This window comes from Pseudomonas sp. ANT_J12, assembly GCF_008370045.1.
In the GTDB taxonomy this organism is placed as follows: domain Bacteria; phylum Pseudomonadota; class Gammaproteobacteria; order Pseudomonadales; family Pseudomonadaceae; genus Aquipseudomonas.
Map to the genome: position 1 here is coordinate 27,413 of NZ_VOBN01000002.1, position 23,965 is coordinate 51,377.

Here is a 23,965-nt window from a genome sequence, read left to right on the forward strand (position 1 = left end):
AAACAGTCAGTCAGTCGTTGAGCAAGCGCCCGTGACGCAGCGCTTCGCGCCCCGCCACCTTGGCCAGCCAGAAACCGGGTTGGGCATAACGTAGCCGTTCAATGGCAAACAGCACCCCGGACGTACCAGCACACACCGTGCTGACCCGATCCGCCAACGGATCGATCACTTCGAAAATCTCATCGCCGGCTTCAATCCATTCACCGGGTTTACGCAGGAAACTCACCACACCGGGGTGCGGCGCGAACAGCAATTCAGTGCCTTCGAACGGCATGCCTTCGCAGGCTTCGTGCGCCGGTTTCGGCCATTCGCCGCTGATCAGGCCTTGCTCGGCGAGGAACGCCAAAATGCCTTCGGCGTGGAACTCGGCTTGCGGGCGACCGGTGTCAGCCTGCCCGCCCAGCTCGATGGTGGTCGCCAGGCACGCCAGAGGGATCTGCGCGTCCGGGAACAGCCGCGACAGACGCAGCCATGACAGCGAACAGGCTTCATCAAAGGAGCTGCCGCCGGAATCTTCCGCCAGCAAACCCACCTTCACGTCCAGATGCGCAGCCAGCGAACGCCATTGCGGCCAATGCTGCGGCAAGGCGTACATATGCAGCGCCGCTTCGGCATCGCAATGCAAATCCAGCACCACGTCGGCGGTGCAGGCATGGCTGAGCAAGATGCGCTGCATGCCTTGCAACTGGCTGGCGGCGGGTGGCAATGCGGCCAAGGTGTCGCTCATGGCCTGGCGGATCAAACGGATATTGGCGTGGGGATCATCCCCCAGGCGCCCGTCCACCGCAGCGGCCACGGGGGCGCTGAGTTCGACGAAATCGCGGTTGAAGTTCTTGCCGCTGCCCGCGTCGAAACGCCCTTGATGGTTGCCTTGCAACAGTTGACCGAGGCCCAGTGGGTTGGCCACCGGCACCAGTTCGATCACGCCGTTGAGCAAGCCTTGGGCTTCGAGCTCACCTAAACGCTTTTTCAGCTCCCACGCGGTGCGCATGCCCGGCAGTTCATCGGCATGCAGACTGGCCTGGATGTAGGCCTTGCGCTCGCCAGTGCCGAAACGGAACACCGAAATCTGGCGTTCGCTGCCCAGGTGACTCCACGGCAATGAATGATCGATGCGTTCCATATCAGTGCTTCCGCGGGGCCATGTAGCCCAGCCAGCGGCGCTCGGCCAGTTTGAAGATCTTCACCAGGATGAAGGTCAGGCACAGGTAGAACACGCCGGCGGTGATGTACGCCTCGAACGGCAAGTAGAACTGGGCGTTGACCGTGCGCGCGGCACCGGTGATGTCGATCAGGGTCACGATGGACGCCAGACTGGTGGTCTGCAGCATCATGATCACTTCGTTGCTGTACTGCGGCAGCGCCCGGCGCAAGGCCGACGGCAGCAGGATGCGCTTGTACATCTTGTAGCGGGACATGCCCATGGCCTTGGCCGCTTCGATCTCGCCGTTCGGCGTGGCCCGCAGGCTGCCGGCGATGATTTCCGCGGTGTAGGCGCTGGTGTTGATCGCAAAGGCCAGGCACGCACAGAACGTCGCGCTGGACAGCCACGGCCACATGAAGCTCTCACGTACGGCTTCGAACTGCGCCAGGCCGTAGTAGATCAGGAACAGTTGCACCAGCATCGGCGTGCCGCGGATCACGTAGGTGAACAGCCAGGCACTCATGTTGACGACGGAGTTCTTGGACACGCGCATCAGCCCCAGCGGCAACGCCGCCAACAGACCGAAAAACAGCGACAGCGCGAGCAACTTGAGGGTGGTCACCAGGCCGCCGAAGTACAGCGGCAGGGCCTCCCAAATGACGTTGTAGTCGAAGATCATAGATCAGCCGCCCTTACGCCTACCGAGTAGCGCTTCTCAAGGTGACGCAATGCCAGCAACGAGACACTGGTGATCACCAGGTACATCGCCGCCACTGCGAGGAAGAAGGTGAAAGGTTCGCGGGTGGCATCGGCCGCCTGCTTGGCCTTGAACATCATGTCTTGCAGACCGACCACCGAAATCAGCGCGGTGGCCTTGGTCAGTACCAGCCAGTTGTTGGTGAACCCCGGAATCGCCAGGCGAATCATCTGCGGCACCAACACCCGGAAGAACACCTGAAAACTGCTCATGCCGTAGGCCATGCCCGCTTCTGCCTGACCTTTCGGGATCGCCATGAAGGCGCCACGGAAGGTTTCCGACAGGTACGCACCGAAGATGAAGCCCAGGGTGCCGATACCGGCGGCCAATGGGTTCAGGTCGATGTAGTCGTCAAAGCCGAGCATCGGTGCGACGCGGTTGAGCAGGTCCTGACCACCGTAGAAAATCAGCAGGATCAGCACCAGATCGGGAATCCCGCGGATCACCGTGGAATACAGGTCGCCCAGCCAGGCCAGCCAGCGGATCGGGGACAGACGCAGCGAAACGCCGATCAAGCCCAGAACAATGGCCAGGACCATGGACGACAAGGCGAGCTGAAGCGTCAGCCATGCGCCATCGAGGATGACAGCCCCGTAGCCTTTCAACATGATTCAGGTCCTCGAAAGTTGGGATGAAAAAATGGCGCAAACCTCAGAGATCCTGTTGCTTGCGCCATTTCGGACTTGTCGCTCGGACGTGTTACTTGCCGTAGATATCGAAGGCGAAGTACTTGTCCTGGATTTGCTTGTATTTGCCGTTCTCGCGAATGGCGGTGATCGCGGTGTTGATCTTGTCTTTGAGCGCATCACCCTTGCGAACGGCAATACCCACGCCGTCGCCGAAGTATTTGACGTCGGTGAAGGCCGGACCGACGAAGGCGAAACCTTTGCCGGCGTCGGTTTTCAGGAAACCGTCATCCAGCAGCGTAGCGTCTGCCACGGTGCCGTCGAGGCGGCCGGCGGCCACGTCGAGGTAGATTTCGTTCTGCGAACCGTAAGGCTTGATCTCAGCACCCAGCGGGGCCAGGACTTCGCGGGCGAAACGCTCGTGGATCGAACCACGTTGCACGCCGATGTTCTTGCCCTTGAGCTCAGCCAGGCTTTCGCTGACTTGAGTGCCGGCCTTCATGACCAGGCGCGCCGGGGTGTTGTAGTACTTGTTGGTGAAGTCCACGGACTTCTTGCGGTCTTCAGTGATCGACATGGACGACAGGATCGCGTCGATCTTGCGCACTTTGAGTGCCGGGATCAGACCGTCGAACTCTTGCTCGACCCAGACGCACTTGACCTGCATCTGTTCGCACAGGGCGTTGCCGATGTCGTAGTCGAAACCGACGATGCTGCCGTCCGGGGCCTTGGAGGCAAACGGAGGGTACGCCGCTTCGATACCGATCTTCAGGGGCTTTTCATCGGCGAAGGTCGGCAGGGACAGCACGGACAGTGCCAGGGCGCCAAGCAGCACAAGTTTCTTCATCTTGGGACTCCATCGGTAAAGGGCAAAAACGGCAGAGTGAGCACAAGCCCAATATGCGAATGGGTTAAACGGGAAAGCGGTGCTGCGTCCTGAGAAACCCGCGCTGATTTCAACGCGAGCAACGACGAGCGAGTGATCGGCATTCTAACGACAGGCCCGAAGTCGATATTTCTTCAATGCGACAACTAATTACAGATGCACTGAGAATGCCGCTTGGGCACGTTGACAGCCTTGCAATTTCATGCAAGAGCAAAAGATTGTGAACCGATCTATGCTGCAAATTGCGGGCCTATTATTGGCAAAGCCTTCTAATCCGGCAAGCGCAGCGTTATGTCTTATTTTTCATGGGCGTTTCCGATGCCCTGAAACGGGACGTTGCGTTTCCCTACGCCCCGGATCGGCGGGGGCGGTTACACATTCAGACACACTCATGGGTGGAGGTAACAGTGGGAAATGGCCTACAGGTGATGCCGATAATTATTCGGCTCACCCGTTGATCGTTCCCACGCTCCGCGTGGGAATGCCGCCATGGACGCTCCGCCTCCGCCGTTGACGCTGTGACGCAGAGCGTCACGGGATGCATTCCCACGCGGAGCGTGGGAACGATCCTACCTCTGTAGGCGGGAGGCTTGCCCGCGAAGAGGCCGGACCTGCCACCCCAAAAACCCAGGCAATAAAAAACCCCACCAGACGTTTTGCCTGGCGGGGCTTGTGCGACTCAGAACCGCTGCTTACGCGACGTTCATCGTCTTGTGCGTATCAATCAAATGCTGCACCACACCCGGATCCGCCAGGGTGGAGATATCCCCCAACCCATCGTATTCAGCGGTGGCAATCTTGCGCAGGATCCGGCGCATGATCTTGCCCGAACGGGTTTTCGGCAGCCCCGGTGCCCACTGGATCACATCCGGCGAAGCAATCGGGCCGATCTCTTTACGCACCCAGTTTTTCAGCTCCAGGCGCAGTTGCTCGCTCGGCTCTTCGCCATTCTTGAGGGTGACGTAGACATAAATGCCCTGCCCCTTGATGTCGTGCGGCACGCCAACCACGGCAGCCTCGGCGACTTTCGGGTGCGCGACCATCGCGCTCTCGATCTCGGCCGTGCCCATGCGGTGCCCGGAAACGTTAAGCACGTCATCCACGCGACCGGTGATCCAGTAGTAACCGTCTTCGTCACGACGGGCGCCGTCACCGGTGAAGTACATGCCACGGAAGGTCTTGAAGTAGGTATCGACGAAACGGTCGTGATCGCCATACAACGTGCGCGCCTGGCCTGGCCACGAATCGAGAATCACCAGGTTGCCCTCGGCGACGCCTTCGATGATGTTGCCCAGGTTGTCGACCAACGCCGGCACCACACCGAAGAATGGACGTGCTGCGGAACCCGGCTTGAGGGCGTGAGCACCCGGCAGCGGGCTCATCATGTTGCCGCCGGTTTCGGTCTGCCACCAGGTATCGACGATCGGGCAACGGGACTTGCCCACATTCTTGTAATACCAGTCCCACGCTTCCGGGTTGATCGGCTCGCCGACCGAACCGAGCAGGCGCAAACTGCTGCCATCGGCGCCTTCAACAGCGGCTTGCCCCGACGCCATCATTGCGCGGATCGCGGTTGGCGCGGTGTAGAGGATGTTGACCTTGTGCTTGTCGATGATCTTCGCCACCCGGGTGATATCCGGATAGTTCGGCACGCCTTCGAACAGCAACGTGGTCGCGCCGTTGGCCAATGGGCCGTAGACGATATAGCTGTGGCCAGTGACCCAGCCGACGTCGGCGGTGCACCAGAAGATTTCGCCCGGACGATAATCGAACACGCGCTCGTGGGTCATCGCCGCGTACAACAGGTAACCGGCGGTGGTGTGCTGCACGCCCTTTGGCTTACCGGTCGAACCGGAGGTGTAAAGGATGAACAGCGCTTCTTCAGCGCCCATTTCTTTCGGCGCGCACACACTGCCCGCCACTTTCATCAGGTCTTCGTACCAGATGTCGCGATGCTGGTTCCACTTGATGTTGCCGCCGGTGCGCTTGCACACGATGACTTTCTGGATGCTGCTGGTTTCCGGGTTGGTCAGCGCATCGTCGACGTTGGTCTTGAGCGGGATCTTCTTGCCGGCACGAACACCTTCGTCAGCCGTGATCACTACTTTGGATTTGCAGTCGATGATGCGACCGGCCAAGGCTTCCGGCGAGAAACCGCCGAACACCACCGAGTGAATCGCGCCGATCCGGGTGCAGGCCAGCATGGCGACCACGGCTTCGGGGATCATCGGCATATAGATAGTCACCACGTCGCCGCGGTGCACATCCTGGCCGCGCAAGGCGTTGGCGAACTTGCAGACTTGTTCGTGCAGCTCGCGGTAGGTGATGTTGCGGCTCTCGGCCGGGTCATCCCCTTCCCAGATAATCGCGATTTGATCGCCGCGCTCGGCCAGATGACGGTCGAGGCAGTTGTAGGAAACGTTCAGGGTGCCGTCGGCGAACCATTTGATGTCGACATGGTGATCGTCGAAGGAAGTCTGCTTCACCGTGGTGAAAGGCTTGATCCAGTCGAGGCGCTTGGCTTGCTCGCGCCAGAAGCCGTCCGGGTTGACGACCGACTGCTGGTACATGGCCTTATAGGTGGCCTCGTCAGTCAGCGTATTGGCTGCTACCTCGGGACGAACGGGATACAAAGAAGCCGCACTCATCTTTCTTACCTCGGTGGAATAGTTGTTTTTGTATGGCTCTGTTGTAGCCGGGCCGGGCCTATAGAACCATTCGACGATGGTAGTAACAAGCCCCTACAAAACGTCGTGGTTACGCCCCTTTTTGGGTTAAACCCCCGCAATCCGGGCCTCCCCGCCCCCGTAGGCGCTGGCGAAGCCTGTGAACTTTCGCTCATTGCAGGGATTGTTACCAAATCCGCGAAAGGTGTTTATCAAAACCACGGCTATATGAATCCACCCCCCACGCCTAAAATCAGCCCCGCCAACAAGGCAACCCTGATTAACCAAGTTGCAGCCCCCACGAAGGCAGTTAATCAAAACACCAAGTACTGAAGTTCCACACGCAATCCCAAAAAGATTGCGTGCCCCCTCACGACTTTAGAAAGGTAAAACTGAAATGAAAGCTTTATTAGTTCTGGCCCTCAGCAGCTTGTGCTTAAACGCCATGGCAGACGAGGTCCCGACTGATGTCGCACAGCAACAACCCGTGGTAGAAGAGGAATACACCTACTCCACTCACTTGGACATCGCCAATGTAGTGTCCATGAGCGAAGTCCCGAACGTGTGCGAAGTGGTTCCGATGAAAATGGAATACGACGACTCTAAAGGCCAACGCCACATCCTGCGTTATAGCGTCATGGGTAACGGCTGCTCTAACGGCTGATCTTCCCGCACTTTCCCTTAACGGTTCGACCCACCTGCCCGCTGTTTAAGGCCGATGAAGCGCCGAACCGTATACATCGATAAATACGATTGTTTAGTGCGATTATTTGCGCTTTTTAATCAAATTCACCGGCGTAGTATGAATTCCACACCCAAGGCACAAAACGCCAACGAACCTGGAGCCACCACCATGAAAACCAAACTGATCCTCGCCCTGACCCTTTCCGTACTGGCCGGTAGCGCTTTCGCTGCTGATGGTTATGACCGTACGGGCTCCGCCGTCGCCGCTGACGGTTACGATCGCACCGGCTCTGCCGCGGTTGCTGCGGATGGCTACGATCGCACCGGTTCCGCCACCGTTGCAGAAGACGGCTACGACAAAACCGGTTCGGCGACCTTCGCTGCCGATGGTTTCGAACGCACCAACTCGGCGACTTTCAGCTGACATTTGGCTGAATCAGCATTGCCCGACTTCGGTCGGGCTCAGTTGTGTCTGGAGCCATCGAAAAGCGCCTCAAAACACAACATGTAGTGAAAAACCGGTTTTTTGGCTATTTTTTGAGCAAAAAAACCAACGCGCCAAAATTAATGAAAAAAAATCTGCCCCCGCGATACCCAGCCAAAGCCCTGTAAACCCTCGCTCCGACCAAAAAAACCTCCCCCACCGTCCGATCTCAGTGCCATTTCGTCGCACCACAGCCCTGTTTTTTTCCCTATAATGCGGCGTTAAACGGGCCTGCAATATTCCCTTACACGGATCAGCAGCCAGTCTGAAGCCCACGCAGAAGCGATTGCGTTTTTCTGCGCCCGTCAGCGGCTTCGGCCCCGTAAAAAATTCCTGTTTTTGCCTGCCTTAGCTGCAATTACATTTTCTTAGATCCAACGCGGCCAGTACGACCGTGTGACAAACCATCACATGGGCAATCTGGCCCTCACGCAGGAGACGACACGTCATGCTGAGCTGGGACGAATTCGACAAAGAAGACACGGGCGAAGTAGCCGTAAAAGGCGCCAACGCCGGCCACGCGACTGAAGCCAACATGGACCGCCTCGACACCGCCGGTGGCGTTGCCGCCCAAGAAGCGCGCGCCGTGACCGCCTCCGACTCCGCCGCCATCGCCCGTGCCAAGGCCGCCCTGGACAACCTCGACGTTGCCGAAGGCCTGGCCGAACTCGAAGGCGCCTCCGCCCGTGTTGCCGTCGACGAAAAGCGCATGATCAACTGCCGAGCCGACCTCAACCAACTCGTCCCGTTCAAGTACGACTGGGCCTGGCAGAAGTATCTGGACGGCTGCGCAAACCACTGGATGCCGCAAGAAGTCAACATGACCGCCGACATCGCCCTCTGGAAAGACCCGGAAGGCCTGACCGACGACGAACGCCGCATCGTCATGCGCAACCTCGGCTTCTTCTCCACCGCCGACTCCCTGGTTGCCAACAACCTGGTCCTGGCCGTGTACCGCCTGATCACCAACCCGGAATGCCGCCAGTACATCCTGCGCCAGGCGTTCGAAGAGGCGATCCACACCCACGCCTACCAGTACTGCATCGAATCGTTGGCCATGGATGAAGGCGAGATCTTCAACATGTACCACGAGATCCCATCGGTCGCGAAAAAAGCCACCTGGGGCCTCAAATACACCCGCTCGATCTCCGATCCGAAGTTCGAAACCGGCACCGTCGAAACCGACAAAGAGTTGCTGCGCAACCTGATCGCCTACTACTGCGTCCTGGAAGGCATCTTCTTCTACTGCGGCTTCACCCAAATCCTCTCCATGGGCCGCCGCAACAAAATGACCGGCGTCGCCGAGCAGTTCCAATACATCCTGCGCGACGAATCCATGCACCTGAACTTCGGCATCGACGTGATCAACCAGATCAAAATCGAAAACCCGCACCTGTGGGACGCTGAAATGAAGGAAGAAGCTTCGCAGATGATTCTGCAAGGCACTCAGCTGGAGATCGAATACGCGCGTGACACCATGCCTCGCGGCGTACTCGGCATGAACGCGGCGATGATGGAGGACTACCTGAAGTTCATCGCTAACCGTCGTTTGTCGCAGATTGGGTTGAAGGAAGAGTATCCAGGGACGACTAACCCGTTCCCTTGGATGAGCGAGATTATGGACTTGAAGAAAGAGAAGAATTTCTTTGAGACTCGGGTTATTGAATACCAAACCGGTGGTGCGCTTAGCTGGGATTAACTCCCGAGGCCGTAAATTTTCAACAAACTCTGAAATTTTTCACTGAGTACTGAAACGAACCCGCCAATACGGTTTAAAGCCATTGCCCTGGGGAGGACGATGGCTGCATCCCAAGCGGAGCGTTAGAAACACGGGCGACCGCCGTGTCTATGGCTATTGCTCATATGTCGTGGAGTCGCATCAAAAGCTGAAACCGTCTCATTAAAAAATGAAATGGCGCGCCAAGATGAGGCCTCTGCCACGTCAGAAATGGAAGGCAGAGGTCAGTTATAAAAACTGCTCAACTGGATGCTTCAACCAGACAATTTCTTCAACACAGGGTGACTGTGTATGAAACTGGTGGACAGGGTGGCCAAAAAAACACAGCCCCCCGCTCAAAATCATTAATCCGTGAAACGCTGTCATTGATCGTGAAACGGACGCACCAAAAAAGGGCTGCCAAATGGCAGCCCTTTTTTATTCTTCAGAGATTTATGTTCATTTCGTAGGAAGTGACCGATTACTCAGGGTCGTATTCCGGACGATGTCAAAGCCCGCTATTGAGAGGGCCCCGCCTGTCATTACCGGCCTCAGCATGTATCTTTGTTGATCAACTCAGGCGGTTTTTTCTACAACACTTCTAGGCACATCGGCTCCCAACCATGGCAGATCGCAAACATATACCCACAGAAACTAAACTGCGGCTGTTTTCTGAGGCCGCGGGTCACTGCCAACAGCCCGAATGCCTCCAGCCTCTATTCCCCGCTGAAATGGGCGGATAAGGGAGGCAACATCGAACTGGGTATGCCCGGCAATTTTATCGTTAAGTCGGCTAAGCACAGCTTTATCGCCCCAGCTCACGCGTCCACCACCTTCAATACGTGGGAACAAACTCCGTTTAACGAGCGTGTACGGGTAGTACGTAATGGAAAGCCCGTTCCTAATTACCGATACGCTCTCACGCGAAGTGATGGCGCCAAGGTGGAAGGTGTTACTGACGGCGATGGTTGGGCCCCCATGCAGCAAGGACTCTCAACAGAAGGTTATGAGTTCCATCTGCTTGGTCCAAGTGAGACATGACCGTCATGCAAATCCGCAGTATTAAAAAGCCAGGATCATTAGTGAAAATCAGGAAGCAATGGCAGGGAGAGCCTAAATGAGCGAGCCAACAAGGCCAGTACCCACCCAAATTGGCCCAGATGGGAACGTTACTGCACGTGTGACGATGAGCCGCACTTCCAACAATGTTCGCGCTGAAGTCCATGCGCCTCCGGACCAAGCAATTCCGATAGTCTTCGTGCCTGGCATCATGGGCAGTCCGTTGTTGGCAACTGGTTCTAACGCTCGCATCATGGGCAGTGACAACCGATGGGCATGGTTCCCCGATGATGCTAAAGGCTGGGTAGCGGGGATCACCAAATGGAAAAGCTACAACAGTTTGACGCCAGCCGAACGCAAGCAACTGCTCGATCCACAAAATACTCGCGCACTGTCGATGCCTGAGGATGCAGACCGCAAAACGGTGAGCAAATATGTAACTGCACTACCGGTTGAAGAGGCGCTGAATCGTGGCTGGGGGTCTGTGATGCTCGACTCCTATGGAAATATTCTCAATGCGTTGGAAGGGACGCTACGTTTCATCATGACGCCAGAAAACAAACCCTATCCGGGCATTCAGGGGGCGATGCCGTATGACCTTTCACATTGGGGTCAGCTCAAGGGGTATAACCGCCTGACACAGGATGATTTGCTGGTTGCTGCCGAGTTTCGCTACCCCGTGTATGCAGTAGGTTACAACTGGCTGAACTCCAACTCCCAGGCGGCTGATTACCTTGCTGATCGAATTCAGGCCGTTCTGGAACGATGCCGAAAAGACCTGGGTGTTAAGTGTCAGCATGGTGTGATTCTGGTCACCCACTCTATGGGCGGGTTGGTGGCGCGTATGTGCGCGAAACGCAATCCCAACTTGATCCAAGGGGTGGTACACGGTGTCCAACCGACCATCGGGGCCGCAACAGCTTACCGGCGAGTCCGTGCAGGTTGGGAAGATACTGTCGGCGCAATCGGGCTGGGCGGAACGGGTAAAAAAATTATCCCTATTTTTGCCAATGCTGCCGGACCATTAGAATTGTTACCTAACCAGCGATATGGCGCGGGCTGGTTGCGTGTCACTTGTGAAGGAAAGGAGTCGTTTCAGTTACCTACGGCTGGCTCTGGAGGCGCTGATCCGTACTCTCAGATTTATTTAGAAAGCCGAGCATGGTGGCGCCTAATGGACCCTGCATGGATTAGTCCGGCAACTGCTGCGGCACAAAACGAATCGGCATTAGTTAGAGCGTGGGGGAACTATCGCGATAGATTGCTAGAAGCTCAAAAATTTCATGGCAAGCTATCTAGTTACTATCATCCTAACAGCTATGTGCATTATGGCGCGGATGAGAGCCATCAAGCCTTCCATCGAGTTACTTGGAATATCACCATACCGCCCACTCTAAGCGGGCCTCGCTCGTTGGTTCCGCCCCCGTCACGCGAACATGCACTTGCTTTGCGATTGGGTGGTGACGGCCATGAGGGGCGTGTATGGATTGTTAATGACGTAAATGAACAGCAGTGGGTTAATCAGAATGGCAGCGGTGTCACCCGTAGCTCCTTTGGGGATAAGTACTTCGCCGATCTCCAGGGGCAGGACCAAGCAGGTGATGGTACTGTCCCGGCGCATGCCGCCGAAGATGCTGGGCCAAAGGCAGTGTTCGCCGCCCAGATGACAGGCTACGACCATCAGGGATCCTACAAAAACCTGAATGTACAGCACATCACCCTGTACTCGATTTTGCGTATTGCAGCAGCCGCCAAGGAGCTTTAAGCATGATCGTTCGACGTCATCTGCTGCGTACTTTTTTTGTTGTCTCGGCACTGGGTGCTTGCATTTACGGCTGGCACCACTGGCGCTTGACCCACCCTGATCGGAGCTATGCAATGAGTGAATTGACCAAAAATATGCAGACCCATTGTGTAGGTCGTTTACTGATCGACCTACCAGCAGGCACAAGCTGGACGCCGCAGGCTAGTGGTGCGCAATTGGGCGACGTGGCCCTCTCCGTAACCACAGGGGTCAGTCAGCGAGAGTTCCTTGAGCAGGTGGAACAACGTTGGAAAGAGGTCGAAGCGCGGCAAAGCAATAGCGAAGATATTAAGCGCCCAGCAGAAAGGTCCAGTCCGCTCGATAACAGTGCGGTATTTACCTATGGTTTTCGACACGCCGATGGTCCTGATTTTTATGGGGTTTGGCGCAATGATATCAACTATGACGCAGAGGGTTATTTTTGGCGTGACGGCACTTTGTTCAAAATTAAACCCCAGCTAAATGGCACGGACGAGATCGCTAAGCTTCTTCCACGTCTGCATGCTCGGGCAACCGACGAAATACCCAAGAGCCCAGGTTTATGCCTGAGTGGCGCCTTCGTAGAGGGCTACTACGATCTCGCTGATGGGGAGCAGGAGGACGTGAGCTGGGGGTTTGTGCTACCTCGCAAGCTCGGCGTAGTAGTACGGCATGCGCTGGTCTGGACGCCGGGACAGCCTATGCTTGAAAAACGTCGTGAGTCGGATATAGAGGTGGCAGGGCTCATAGCTCGTCTGCTGTCGGAGCCAGGCGTCGTTGCTGGGCGCAAGGAATATCGAGCATCGAAGCGTGTGGTTGGGGATCTGGCCGGTGAGGAATACGTCATGGGGGGAACGGAAGGTGAAGGGCCTCATGAGTTCAAGACCAATGCGGGTGGTGAGTGGGACTTTGTCGGGCGCGGAACTCCTACACCGTTGCCAAGTATTAATCTCGCGATGGATACGACTTATCTGACGTCACGAAAGCCGTCGTCACTGGGTGACTTTCCTAATGCTGAGGATGTGTCTGGAGGTCCCACCGAAGCGGAATTCTTCGAAATTTGGGATGCCATTATTAACAGCGTCCGCTTCCGCCCTGGAGCCTTGACACCACCGCCTGCCGGTAGAAAGCCCCCCAGCAGCCCGACAAGCCCCAACCCGGTGACATCCATCCATAACTCCAAGACTGGAACAGATGATTACTCTATGGAGGAATTTCTGGCCGGTCTCTCATCATCTGAGAACTGGATGGATAAATTGTAGGATCTGCTAATTCACTAAACTGATTAACTTTTCTTTGCGCTTATATGGATGGAAACGCAATGCACCAACCTGTATCTGACCCGATAAAGCGGGATTATTCTCCACTTATTGTAGGGTCCGCTCTCGTCGTATTCTTCGGCTTGCTGCTCATGTTGCTGCGAATTGCACAGGAGGAATACCTGATGGCCATTGGCGCAGTCTGGGTAGCGAACGGTCTGACGATGGTCCTGCATGTGATGTATTGGCGGCGCTATGGCTTGTCGAGCGGCTTGAAAGTTGCCGTCGTGACTCAAGGTCTGATTACGATCGCACCGCTACTGTTAGGCGAATTTGGAATGACGCTAATTTTCTTCATGTTCGGTGGAGAACTTCGATTTTGGTAGTGCGGATGCAATGACCCACTAATACCGGAGACCGCGATGGTTAACTTCAACACCATCTCCCGCTCACGATAGATAGACGAGCAATGCCCCTGCGGTCAGATACCCGTAGGGGCTCACCCAAATCGCAATCTTTAAACGTTTATAGTTCCGCACAGTGGGTGCAACTCAAAGGAAGACACATGGATATCATTCGACTCGGCGACTCCACCAGTCACGGCGGAACCGTAATTGAAGCTTTCAGCCAAACTGACTTATATGGCAAACCCATGTCTGGAGTGGGGCATAAGGTTGACTGTCCTAAATGCAAAGGAACATTTCCCATATCTGAGGGAAGCGCCACGCTGGATGTCGGTGGTGTGCCCGTAGCGCTCCACGGCATGAAAACCGCCTGCGGTGCCAGCCTGATCGCTAGCAATCCCAACGGCAACGCAGATAGTTGAGAATTGCAGAGGGCATTTTCGATGGGCGCTTAGCCTGTGCTGCATTTGAGTCTAATCAGCTAAACGAAGCTTTTATGTCAAAAAAACCACCGCTACATGTGGTCCTAGACCGTTCCATGCGATTGCGCCAGGCCACTCAACGCTTGGGTTTGTCGAGCGATGAAACTCTTTGGTCTGGTTGGCATGTGAAATACCAATTCACTTGCGCGGACGGACACCTCTTTAGCACGACTCCCGTCACGCTAATGAGTCCGACCGCCAAAGGCTGCCCAGAGTGCAGCGCGCAGCGCTCCATGCAAGTTTTGCTAGATGCGATCCAGTCACTGGGAGTGTCTTGCCTTTCTACGCAGTGGAAGGGCGAGAAAAGCCTGTACGATTTTTTCTGTGGATGCGGCCATCAATGGCAACGCAGTGGCAGGAATTCTTTGCGCCATCCAGGTTGTCCTGCATGCGTTAAACGAGCTCGCTACCAGAAGACTCGATTAAGTGATGGCCTGGAAAGGCTTCAAGAGGCGGCGGCGAAAAAGGGAGGTCGGTGCCTGAGTGAAGCCTATTTGGGAACTGGCCAGCGTCATCAGTTTATTTGCGCTCAAGAACATACCTGGTATGCCATCGGCAATGAGATCTTACGAGATTCATGGTGCCAGCGTTGCGCAATCGAACAGTTTTCTAAACAACGATTGCACCCGAAAGGATTCGAACGTCTTCGAGCTATTGCCGCCAGTCATGACGGGATTTGCTTGAGTGATGGGGAATATCTAGGTGTACGACAACGTGTGCTTTTTCGTTGCAAAGCGGGGCATGAATGGGAAACGCTTGGCCGCCGGGTGATCAGAGGCACATGGTGCCCGATATGCAGCATTGATAAGCGACGGTTAACGCTGGCTGATGCAAAGAGCGCGGCATCCGCGCACGGAGGTCAGTGCCTTTCCATGGCCTATGAGAATAACGCTGCGTACATGGAATGGTTGTGTCATCGAGGCCATCACTGGCGAGCGTCTTTGGCGGCGATACGGGCTGGTCATTGGTGTGCGCAATGTGCCGTTATTGCACGAATCAGTAACCGTAAATCTAAAGCTCTGATGCGCTATACATCCGTTTTTGGGGGATGAAGGCAGGTTTTTTGTTCGCGATTTTCGGCTGTCGAGTGGAATGCATAAGGTCCTTAGGCAGCTATTACACGGGTTAGCGGCAAGAGTTTCTCGTACGCTCGTAGTTGAATACAGAAAAAATGATGGTTTTTTGCTACTACAGCGCTGACAGTATCGTCACTCTTCTATAGATTCCTGTCGTATTGCACCTCCAAGGCAGGAACCGCTCATGAAGATAGGCATCGATTTTGGCACCAGTTACTCCAGCGCCGCGGTTTTTCGCAATGGCCAGATCGAACACATCATGTTCGATGGGCAGCCGCAATTTAGGACGGCGGTATTCTTTCCCGATCGCGCCGCCGACCTCTCCAGGTTCGAACTTACATCGCTTCACGAGCAAGAAGTCAGCGATGGAATTCGCTCAGCCAAAGCGGCTTATGCCAGACGATTGTCGGATTACAACAAGGATATCGTCGCGATAGAAATGCGGGCTCGAGCCGCAGCTCGCTTAAAAAAACCGATGTCCGCGCAGGACAAGGAAGAGCGCCGAGCCATGATTGCTAAGCCATTCCTGAGCAGCGATCAGGACCTTCGTGAATCTGCCATTAATTCGATCAAGCGTCGTTGGCTTAGCGATGAGACTGCGAAGGCAAAAGAGGCTGACATTCGCCTTGATGCTGCAATTTTTGGCGAGGAAGCCATTAATGCTCTGTTCATTTACGAGTCCGGTCGATTGATCCAGTCCCCGAAGTCGATGCTTGGTTTTCGCCTAGAGAAGGTTCAGCGTGGCTATATAACCAGCATTGTCACAAGAATTCTTAAACACATTCGGGAACAAGCCAGCTTGCAGCTCGGGGTGCAGGTCACGCAGGCGACTCTTGGTAGGCCGGTTAAGTTTCGGAGCTCTCTAGGCCCGGACGGAGGGTTGCAGGCCATTTCTATGCTAACTGAGGCCGCGACTGCTGCGGGATTTAGGAGGGTCGATTTTCTGCATGAACCGTCCGCCGCTGCCGTGGGTTATCACTCCAGTTCAACTATCGCTCACCAAGCATTGATAATAGATATAGGGGGGGGAACCACCGACATTGCATTGGCTGAAGTCGGCGCTGGGGGGCCGCAGCCTCATATTCTGAAAACGTGGGGTGAGCCCAAGGGCGGTACTGACGTTGATCTAGGTCTTTCGCTCCGCTCAGTAATGCCGCTATTCGGTAAAGGGGTATGCTCAGAGCTGTTGGCACCGGTATTCATGGACGCCGCATCGGTGAGTGATCTTAATCGTCAAAAGTCGTTTCGGAAGCACAGCTTCCCACGTACACCGCTTCCTTACGCTGCGCGATTGGCTGCGTTGCAGAACCCGGGCATCCCAGTTCGCTTGAACAGTGATGTTGAGAAACTGAAGATTGAACTGAGTCGAGCTGCATATAGCGAGCGCTCATTGGATTACATCGAAACGGGACTAGTGGCGCGGGCGAACGAAACCCACTTGGCATTGGGGGCAGAGAGTTTCATGCGCACATTTCAGCAACTTCTGGCACAAGTCAGCACAGAAATCAAGAGCCTTGCTCCCGTGCTGTTCTTGACCGGAGGTATGTCTCGAGCGCCATATGTGGTTGAAGCGGTAAGGCAAGCGTTCCCACAATGCGAAATGGTTCCCAGCGAAGCGTCACTGGGAGTTGTCGATGGGCTTTCGGTTTATGCATCGTTGACTCAGGATTCCTAGGATTTATCCGGTTTATAGAATGATCATATTTGGCCATTCGCGGTGCATCAGCAGCCATAGCTTCTTGCTGAGCGACAGCAGGTAATGGTAGTCATCATTGCCTGAAGCGACGTGCCAGCAAGGTGTGTGGACCGAACGGTCACGTTCGAGTGACTTTCAATTTTAGATTGAGCTGTATCACGCCGAAGAATTTCGACTGTAGCCCCCCATCCAAAAACTCAATTCAGTCTTTAGTGAAACCCACTACACAATTTTATTAACGCTGAAAAAGAAATTCAGTGATTTTGAAAAATAGATGTTGGAAGCCCTCTGAAATCAGAGATGAATTTTGGCGCAACATGAAATCTTACGGAGGCTAATCGAAAACCTAGAAGCCCCGATCTAATCGGGGCTTTTTAATGCCTAGAAGAAAACTTGGTCGTCCCTACATCACCTGGCTAAAACTCCTACAGCATATCCAGCCGTTTCCTGATTGATCCCACTTCAATGCACCTCTAAGCTCAATCCAGGTGCCTAAGAAACGCCCAACGTAGAAGCTGACTTATTCACACAGAAACGCGTTTTGTCTTGAAGACTTGCGCGTGAACTTGTGTGAAAGAGAATGCCTGTTGGGATTTCTTACCTCCTCTACGTTGGGTCTGGCTCTATCCAATTCATTCGTAGAGGTAATGGATATGCCCACACAACAAGCAATCCGCTCTCCTGGCATTTTGGAGATCGGTCATGTCTGATCCCTTCATCCCCACTGTCTTCACCCGCCAAAACTTATACCTTCACGCCCTCCTCCTGGAAAACCAGCCATGGTTCTGTGCCCGCGATCTGGGTCGCTTAATGGGTTTCCATTTGAATGATCGATTGGTCAGCAAGCTGGACGAGGATCAGCGGCATACGTTGCTGATCAATTATCACGGCCAGCCGGAGAAGCGCTTGATGCTCAGCGAGTCCGGCGTGTATGCGTTGCTGGTCTATCACTACGTGCCAGGGAATCGGTTGTTGCGCGAATGGTTGACTCATCAAGTGGTGCCGGCCTTACGTGATGCCCTGCCATCGAAGAACGCTGATCGACCGATGTTGAGTTTGTTGGATTGGCCGGAGATGTCGTTGAGTCTGTTGCATTGGCAGGATGAGGGCTGGATTCGGCTGCGGGATATGCCTTATCTGTTGCTCAATCGCACGCGGCGGCGCGTTCCAGCGGTTAAGCCTTGGTGGCGCAAGGTCTTGGAGGCGGTTTACTCTTCGAAGCACTCAATCGGCTAGACCTGGTTTCGCAGACGCCCCCCAGTCAGTATCGTCCGAGGGCTTTCAACCCTCGGCGATGTTATGAGCGCAAAGAGGAAAGAAAGCGCCTGGAGTGCCCTTGAGATTAAGGCCAATCGCCTTGGCGCATCGCTCAATCAGCGTTCAATTACCTCCAACCGCTGCTTCAACCTCTCATTCATCAGTGTTCCGTGCACGCCAGAATGAATTTCCCGATGACAACTTGGGCACACGGCCCCCACGTAGCGTGGATGATCTAACCCACCATCGGAGAGCCGGTTTACGTGATGCGGCTCTAAGTAGGGTGTGCCGTCCTTTTTCATAAAAGGAGCCGGCTTCTCACAGCTCTCACATTCACCCTCCGCGCGCATCAGTACATAGTGCGCGACCTTACGGCTGCGTTGATAGATCTTACGCGGAGCGGATTGCCCTAGATCATCGCTGCTAGGTTTACATGCAGCCAGAGCAGCCAACCGCGCTGCAGCCAGAGACCCAGAAAGGTCAGCCTCATCTTCATCCTGATCTTCAGCTTCAATTATTTCACTAGGAATGCCCACAGGGACTAACCGAAAAACAATCGCCGTCCGATCCTGGCCGTTCACATCAGGCTGGGTCCGCTCAAACATGTCGGCGCAAGAAAACTCACCCATGTATTCGTTGCCTTTACCTTTGCCGAGGGACTTAAACAAGTGCAGCGCTAGACCATACTCCGCATGATTAGCGATGGATCTGTTGCCTCGGATCAAAGTCATCGGCCCGCGTTGTCCTTCACCGGTATAAAGGTACGCGCCTTTGTCCCAACCGTCGGCATACCCGTATTGCTCACCACTATCGCCAGTGAACAAAAATATCGCTGGGTAGGTCGCGGACTTTGCGATGCCGCTTTGGAGGCTCCCACCGAACGGTCCATTGATCTCAGTTTTTCTGTCGTAAATAGCCCCCGGCGTGAACTGCAGCACCGGGTCGCCCTCCCCACGCGGTAACTCCACAATAGTGAAGCCTCGCTTTTCCAGGTAACTGTTGGTCGGGCGTCCTCCAGAGAATTCGCCTACGGCAATGCCGGTCGCCAAAGAGACGATTTTCTTCGCCGGATACAGTTCGCCGCCCGCATGAATGGCATAACGATGAGCTAGGTTATTTTCCCAGCCCTGCCACTCACGCCTACTCCGATACTTACGATCAAACTCCAGCATCGCTTTGTCTATTCGTTCCTTCGAAACCGCTTTGATCGCCACGAGTGCTGCCCTTCATCGACATTTGCCGTAGGAAAATTCCTACCGCCGTCAAAGTACCAAAGGGTTTCAATACGTAACAGAGCGAAAAGCCACTATTTCTCTGTGATGGCGGCCTTTTCAATCTTTTGATTGATTCAACACGTGCGTCATGACTCGCTACCCGCTATTAATACCTCCCCCACTCAAGGACCCGAGCCCACCATGAAATTCGACCTCGCCTACTGCCTCAGCCTCGACGACAAGCTGTCGATCTATGACGTGCGGGATTTGAATTTTGACGAGACGATGGAGTTCGATTCCGCCAAGGAACACTTCCAGTGTCCCAATGACGCCTGCCGGGCGGCGTTCGATGCGGCGAATGTGCTGACGACGTTCAACGCCAAAAACGTGAACTACGTTCGCACCCCGCACTTCAAGAACACGCCCAGCACGCGGCATGTGGCGGATTGTCCTTATGTCAGTCTCAAGGCATCGGCGTCAGGTGTGGACACGGACGGTGCGGAATCGGATGACAGTCGTGAGGAGCATTTTCCGTCGGAATTGTTACTGACTCGGCGTGAGTATGTGCGCAAGCCGTCGAACCCGGCGGTGGCGGCGGATGTGGTGCGGGATGATCCGAAACCCGCGTCGGTGGATAAGCACACGGAACACCCGAGCCGCGAGTCGGCGCCGGACAAGACCAGTGTCTTCGCCCACCCGGTGGAGTGTTTTGTGTCGAACTTCGAAGACAAGGAGTTGCTCAAGCGCATGCCGCTGAAGATTGGCGAGCACACGGCGCCTTATGGGTCGTTCTTCAAGAAGATCGAATACCTGACGGACAACAAGGGGCTGATTTACTGGGGCAAGATCAAGGAAATCAAGGATTACACCCAGAGTTTTCGTATCGATTTCGAGCAGAAGGTCTGGTTCAAGCAGGCGGATGAGGCGAAGAAGAAGCCGTATTCGGTGAATGTTTATTTGAGCAAGAAGTTGATCGACAACTACCGCAAGCGCAAGGCGTTTCTGGAAGAGATCAAGCACGCCATTGAAAGCGGGAAAGAGTTGTTTTGCTTTTTCTATGGGGTGACGCCGGAGTTGAAGCAGGTGCCGAGCAAGAAAAACCCCGAACAGACGTTCGGGGTGTTCAGTGCGAATATCGAGAACCTGGATCACTTCATTGTTCGTGAAGCGCCGGGGTTGGACGATAAGTAACGCGCGCGTCAGGGTAATTGCAGCGCGGCACTGCCGGGGTGTTGCTGGATGAGGTTGTAGGGCAGGACGCTGAACGCTGTGTCGCGGCACATGGAAGAGATGTGCGGGAACGATGGCACTAACTTGATGCCGCTTTTGGTGAAGTACCAGGACGGGTATGCCCATGGTTGTTCCTCGCCATAGATGCAGCCGTCTTCACGTTCTGTGGTGGTTTTCATTTCGTCGGGATAGAGCGCGCTGAGTTGCTGGACCAACCACGGCGCCAGGGTTTTGGTGCGGTAGTCGGAATAGGCGTCGTACGATTCGGAAGACGGCGTGGCGTCGTTGTACTCGCGCTCGTAGTGCAGCGGTTTGCCCTGGCCGAGCCACAGCACGTCTTCAAGGGTCAGGGTCTTGCCGGTTTTGACGTCCAGATTGAGTGGCATGTCGTTTTCATCGGTATAGGCGCCGCCGCAACTGTACTCGGTGGCAATGCTCACGCTGATGGTCGACGGCCCCATCCACAAGGGTTCTACCGTTTGTGCGTAGAACGTCTCGCCGGCACTGGCCTCACAGTCGAACTTCCCCGCCACTTCTTGCCACAGGCGCCCCATCAATTGTTGATTGATGCGCTGGCGCTCCGCGGCGGTGTACCCCGATACCACTTCAAACAGTGTCGTTTCGGATGTTGGTTCAATCCACCATTGCAGCGAGTAGCCCATGAAGGTTTCGGCCTTGCCCTTCTTCAGGTCCAGGCCTTGCAGACGCAGGTACTCGTAAGGTGACTGATCACGCAGGGTGGTGAGAAAGGGCACGGTTGCGGCGGGCGCGGGTGCAATGTTGGCTTGCTGTAGATCGACTTTCAGCACCTTGCCTTTGGGGCTGCGCCATTCACCGGACCAACCGTCGGGCTTGGGCTGTAGACGAATCGTCGGGTGGGGAGCGTCCTGATAACCCCGCAGCGGAGCCTCGTCGAGCACCAGCGTCTGCCCGTCCTTTTTGCCGCTGAGCATCAGGTCCTTGCGGTACTTTTGGTAGAAGTAGCGGCCCCCCACGTCGTCGCCGCCATCGGCGTTTACTTCCAGCACGATTGGCGTTTTGCCCAAGGTGCCGGTGTAGACCTGCTTGCCACTTTCGGCCCACAGCGCGGTAGAAAACGTTGAACACACCAACGCGGCAATGCTGGTTAGACGACACAATCCTTTGAACATCAAATCATCCTTGGGTAAATGGCTGGGCATTCTCAGGGTAATTGCAGCGCTACGCCGCCGGGGTGTTGTTTGACGAGGTTGTAAGGCAGAACGCCCCAGTCAATGTCTCGGCACACTGCCGCCGCGTGAACAAAAACGGGCTCCAACTTGAGGCCTTTTTCGGTGAAGTACCAGAGAGGGGAATTCCAAAGGTTATCGTCGTTGTAGACGCAATCGTTCTCCTCCACTTCGGGCTTTGGCGTCATTTCGCTGGGGTTGAGTTTGAGCAATTGCGCCACCAGCCACGGCGCCAGTTCTTTATTACGATATTCATAATGAGCTTTGAACGCCGGGGATGAGTAATCAAAGCCCTCTTCGAAATGCACGGGTTTGCCCTGCCCCACCCACAGCACATCATCAAGCGTTAGGACATTGCCGGTCCTGGTATCAAAGTTTAGCGATTCGTTGTCCAGATTCGGATGAAGACCACCGCAATAGAAGTCGGTGGCGGTAATGACGCTCATCACCGAAGGCGACATCCATACGGGATGACTTGTTTGAAAATAGGACCCCGGGGCACCATCGACAGTGCACTCCAAAGTTCCCCCGACGCCCTGCCACAAGCGCGCCATCAGTCGCTGATTGATGCGTTGAAGCACTTCAGCGGGATAACCCGAAACGACTTCGAACAGTTGCACTTCTGATTGCGGCTCGCTCCACCATTGCAACGTGTAGCCCATGAAATTTTCGGTCTGGCCTTGTTTGAGTTTCAGGCCTAGCAAGCGCAGGTATTCGTAGGGCCATTTGTCATGAAGTTCGACGAGATAGGGCAAGGTATCGGCGGGCGCTGGCGCAAGTCTGGCTTGCTGCAGCTCCATCTTCAGCACTTTGCCCTTGGCGCTGGTCCACTCGCCAGACCAGCCATCCGGCGTGGGTTTGAGGCGCATGGTCGGGTAAGGCTGACTTCCACCGCCCTCCTCCAGTACCAGTTTTTCCCCTTCTTTTGTAAGGCTCAGAACCAAGTCCTTACGGTACTTTTGGTAGAAGTAGCGACCGTCGCCAGAGTCAGGATTCATTTCCAGCACAATCGGCATTTTGCCCAAAGTCCCGGTATAGACCTGAGTACTGCCGTCAGCCCAAATCACAGGCGAAGCCGTTAAGCACGCCAGGACGACAACCCCGGCCAACCAGCGCAATCCGTTGAACATCAAATCTTCCTTGGATAAATGGCGGTATCCAGCCTCAGGGCAATTGCAGCGCGACGCCGCCAGCGTGCTGCTTGATAAGGCTATAGGGCAAAACACTCCATTCCACATGCCCACACGGCGCTTCGGCGTGAGAGAAGTACGGCTCTAACTTGATGCCTTCTTCAGTGAAATACCAAGTCGGGAGAATCCAACGGTCTGCTTCACCGTAATCGCAGTTCTCGTCACTGCCAGGTATCTGATCGGGGTGAAGCTTATGCAACTGTTCGACTAGCCAAGGTGCAAGTTTTTGGGTGCGGTACTCGGAATAAACTTCGCGCGCTTCCAGGGTTTGGTCATTCAGCTCTTCGTAATGCAGCGGTTTACCCTGCCCGACCCAAAGGACGTCTTCTAACGTCAGAGACTTACCGGTTTTGGCATCCAGGTTAATGGGCGCCTCGCTGTAATCCGGGTGCTGGCCGCCACAACGCCCCTCGGTTTCAACGTTCACGCTGATAACCGATGAGGTGATCAGCAGCGGTGTCATCGCTTGGATAAGCGACGTATCACTACCGCCAGCGAGACACCCGTAGTACCCCACCACTTGCCGCCACAATTGATTCATCAACTGCTGATTAATGCGATCGCGCGCTTCAGGGGTGTAGCCGGAAACCACTTCAAATATCGTCAACTTCGTCTGCGGCTCACTCCACCACTGCAACGAATAGCCATTAAACGTCTGTGTCTTGCCTTGCTTGAGTTTCAGACCTTGCAGGCGCAGATACTCATAAGGTTCCTGATCATGGAGCCTGGTTAGATAGGGCAACGTATTGGCCGGTAGTGGTGGACGTTTGGCTCGCTCCAACTCGATCTTCAGCACTTTACCTTCAGGGCTGATCCATTCGCCGGCCCAGCCTTCAGGCGTGGGCTGCAAGCGAATTGTCGGGCGCGGCGTGTCCTCGCCGTAAGGTTCTTCACCCTCTTTAAGAACAAGGGCTTTGCCTTCCTTTGTGCCGTTGAGCGCCAGATCCTTGCGGTACTTCTGGTAGAAGTAGCGGCCGGTCGCCGTTTCGGGGTCCATCTGCAGCACAATCGGCGTTTTGCCCAAGGTTCCGGTGTACACCTGAGCGCTGTTTTCCGCCCACAGCGGCATAGAAAACGTTGAGCACGCCAGCGCGATAACGCCAGTCAGACGACACAATCCGTTGAACATCAAATCATCCTTGA

The 23,965-nt window shown here is 55.2% G+C and carries 19 protein-coding genes; 10 read left to right on the forward strand and 9 right to left on the reverse strand.

Going from position 1 to position 23,965, the window contains the following annotated elements; translation table 11 throughout:
• Positions 1–10 precede the first annotated feature (10 nt).
• From FQ192_RS05965 to acs, 5 genes are all read right to left on the reverse strand, one after another.
• Positions 11–1,123 (reverse strand): M14 family metallopeptidase, encoded by a 1,113-nt coding sequence (locus tag FQ192_RS05965; RefSeq protein WP_149657776.1) that lies wholly within the window; start codon positions 1,121–1,123, stop codon positions 11–13.
• A gap of 1 nt (position 1,124) precedes the next feature.
• Positions 1,125–1,823, reverse strand: coding sequence for an ABC transporter permease (locus FQ192_RS05970; RefSeq protein WP_123514330.1), 699 nt, complete (start codon positions 1,821–1,823; stop codon positions 1,125–1,127).
• On the reverse strand, positions 1,820–2,509 hold the full coding sequence (locus FQ192_RS05975; protein ID WP_123407311.1) for an ABC transporter permease: 690 nt from the start codon (positions 2,507–2,509) through the stop codon (positions 1,820–1,822). The genes FQ192_RS05970 and FQ192_RS05975 overlap by 4 nt, the downstream gene beginning before the upstream one ends.
• 91 nt (positions 2,510–2,600) lie before the next feature.
• Complete coding sequence (locus tag FQ192_RS05980; protein WP_149657777.1) at positions 2,601–3,374, reverse strand: ABC transporter substrate-binding protein; 774 nt, start codon at positions 3,372–3,374, stop codon at positions 2,601–2,603.
• Positions 3,375–4,105: 731 nt separating this feature from the next.
• Entirely contained in the window at positions 4,106–6,061 is a 1,956-nt protein-coding gene (acs, locus tag FQ192_RS05985; RefSeq protein WP_149657778.1) for an acetate--CoA ligase, read from the reverse strand.
• Positions 6,062–6,476: 415 nt separating this feature from the next.
• On the opposite strand from acs, the gene FQ192_RS05990 reads away from it, so the two are divergent.
• The 9 genes from FQ192_RS05990 (at position 6,477) to FQ192_RS06040 (ending at position 17,959) form a co-directional block, all read left to right on the forward strand.
• Positions 6,477–6,743 (forward strand): DUF2790 domain-containing protein, encoded by a 267-nt coding sequence (locus tag FQ192_RS05990; protein WP_149657779.1) that lies wholly within the window; start codon positions 6,477–6,479, stop codon positions 6,741–6,743.
• Between the two features lie 189 nt (positions 6,744–6,932).
• Complete coding sequence (locus FQ192_RS05995) at positions 6,933–7,187, forward strand: hypothetical protein (protein WP_149657780.1); 255 nt, start codon at positions 6,933–6,935, stop codon at positions 7,185–7,187.
• Positions 7,188–7,695: 508 nt separating this feature from the next.
• Positions 7,696–8,946, forward strand: coding sequence for a ribonucleotide-diphosphate reductase subunit beta (locus FQ192_RS06000; RefSeq protein ID WP_092279009.1), 1,251 nt, complete (start codon positions 7,696–7,698; stop codon positions 8,944–8,946).
• A 1,135-nt stretch (positions 8,947–10,081) separates the two neighbouring features.
• Positions 10,082–11,788 carry a triacylglycerol lipase gene (locus FQ192_RS06015; protein ID WP_149657781.1) on the forward strand — a complete coding sequence of 569 codons (1,707 nt, stop codon included), beginning with the start codon at positions 10,082–10,084 and terminating at the stop codon, positions 11,786–11,788.
• Positions 11,789–11,790: 2 nt separating this feature from the next.
• Entirely contained in the window at positions 11,791–13,068 is a 1,278-nt protein-coding gene (locus FQ192_RS06020) for a T6SS immunity protein Tli4 family protein (RefSeq protein ID WP_149657782.1), read from the forward strand.
• 59 nt (positions 13,069–13,127) lie between these two features.
• A complete protein-coding gene (locus FQ192_RS06025; RefSeq protein ID WP_178129026.1) occupies positions 13,128–13,451 on the forward strand; it encodes a hypothetical protein in 324 nt (107 codons plus the stop codon).
• Positions 13,452–13,630: 179 nt separating this feature from the next.
• Complete coding sequence (locus FQ192_RS06030; RefSeq protein WP_123404753.1) at positions 13,631–13,891, forward strand: PAAR domain-containing protein; 261 nt, start codon at positions 13,631–13,633, stop codon at positions 13,889–13,891.
• A 1,320-nt stretch (positions 13,892–15,211) separates the two neighbouring features.
• The gene (locus FQ192_RS06035) at positions 15,212–16,702 is read left to right on the forward strand and encodes an Hsp70 family protein (protein ID WP_149657783.1); all 1,491 of its coding nucleotides are present in this window, start codon (positions 15,212–15,214) and stop codon (positions 16,700–16,702) included.
• Between the two features lie 723 nt (positions 16,703–17,425).
• Entirely contained in the window at positions 17,426–17,959 is a 534-nt protein-coding gene (locus tag FQ192_RS06040; RefSeq protein WP_149657784.1) for a Bro-N domain-containing protein, read from the forward strand.
• A gap of 137 nt (positions 17,960–18,096) precedes the next feature.
• Here FQ192_RS06040 and FQ192_RS06045 read toward each other — a convergent pair whose 3' ends face one another.
• Positions 18,097–19,194: an HNH endonuclease signature motif containing protein gene (locus FQ192_RS06045; RefSeq protein WP_149657785.1), complete on the reverse strand. Its 1,098-nt coding sequence runs from the start codon at positions 19,192–19,194 to the stop codon at positions 18,097–18,099.
• A 201-nt stretch (positions 19,195–19,395) separates the two neighbouring features.
• Between FQ192_RS06045 and FQ192_RS06050 the strand changes: the two genes are divergently transcribed.
• The gene (locus tag FQ192_RS06050) at positions 19,396–20,385 is read left to right on the forward strand and encodes a hypothetical protein (protein WP_149657786.1); all 990 of its coding nucleotides are present in this window, start codon (positions 19,396–19,398) and stop codon (positions 20,383–20,385) included.
• An 8-nt stretch (positions 20,386–20,393) separates the two neighbouring features.
• On the opposite strand, the gene FQ192_RS06055 is transcribed toward FQ192_RS06050, so the two are convergent.
• Genes FQ192_RS06055 through FQ192_RS06065 form a run of 3 tightly spaced genes read right to left on the reverse strand, consistent with a single transcriptional unit; the run spans position 20,394 to position 23,951 of the window.
• The gene (locus FQ192_RS06055) at positions 20,394–21,575 is read right to left on the reverse strand and encodes a hypothetical protein (RefSeq protein ID WP_149657787.1); all 1,182 of its coding nucleotides are present in this window, start codon (positions 21,573–21,575) and stop codon (positions 20,394–20,396) included.
• Between the two features lie 32 nt (positions 21,576–21,607).
• Positions 21,608–22,762: a hypothetical protein gene (locus FQ192_RS06060; RefSeq protein ID WP_149657788.1), complete on the reverse strand. Its 1,155-nt coding sequence runs from the start codon at positions 22,760–22,762 to the stop codon at positions 21,608–21,610.
• Positions 22,763–22,796: 34 nt separating this feature from the next.
• Positions 22,797–23,951, reverse strand: coding sequence for a hypothetical protein (locus FQ192_RS06065; RefSeq protein ID WP_149657789.1), 1,155 nt, complete (start codon positions 23,949–23,951; stop codon positions 22,797–22,799).
• Between the last annotated feature and the right edge of the window lie 14 nt (positions 23,952–23,965).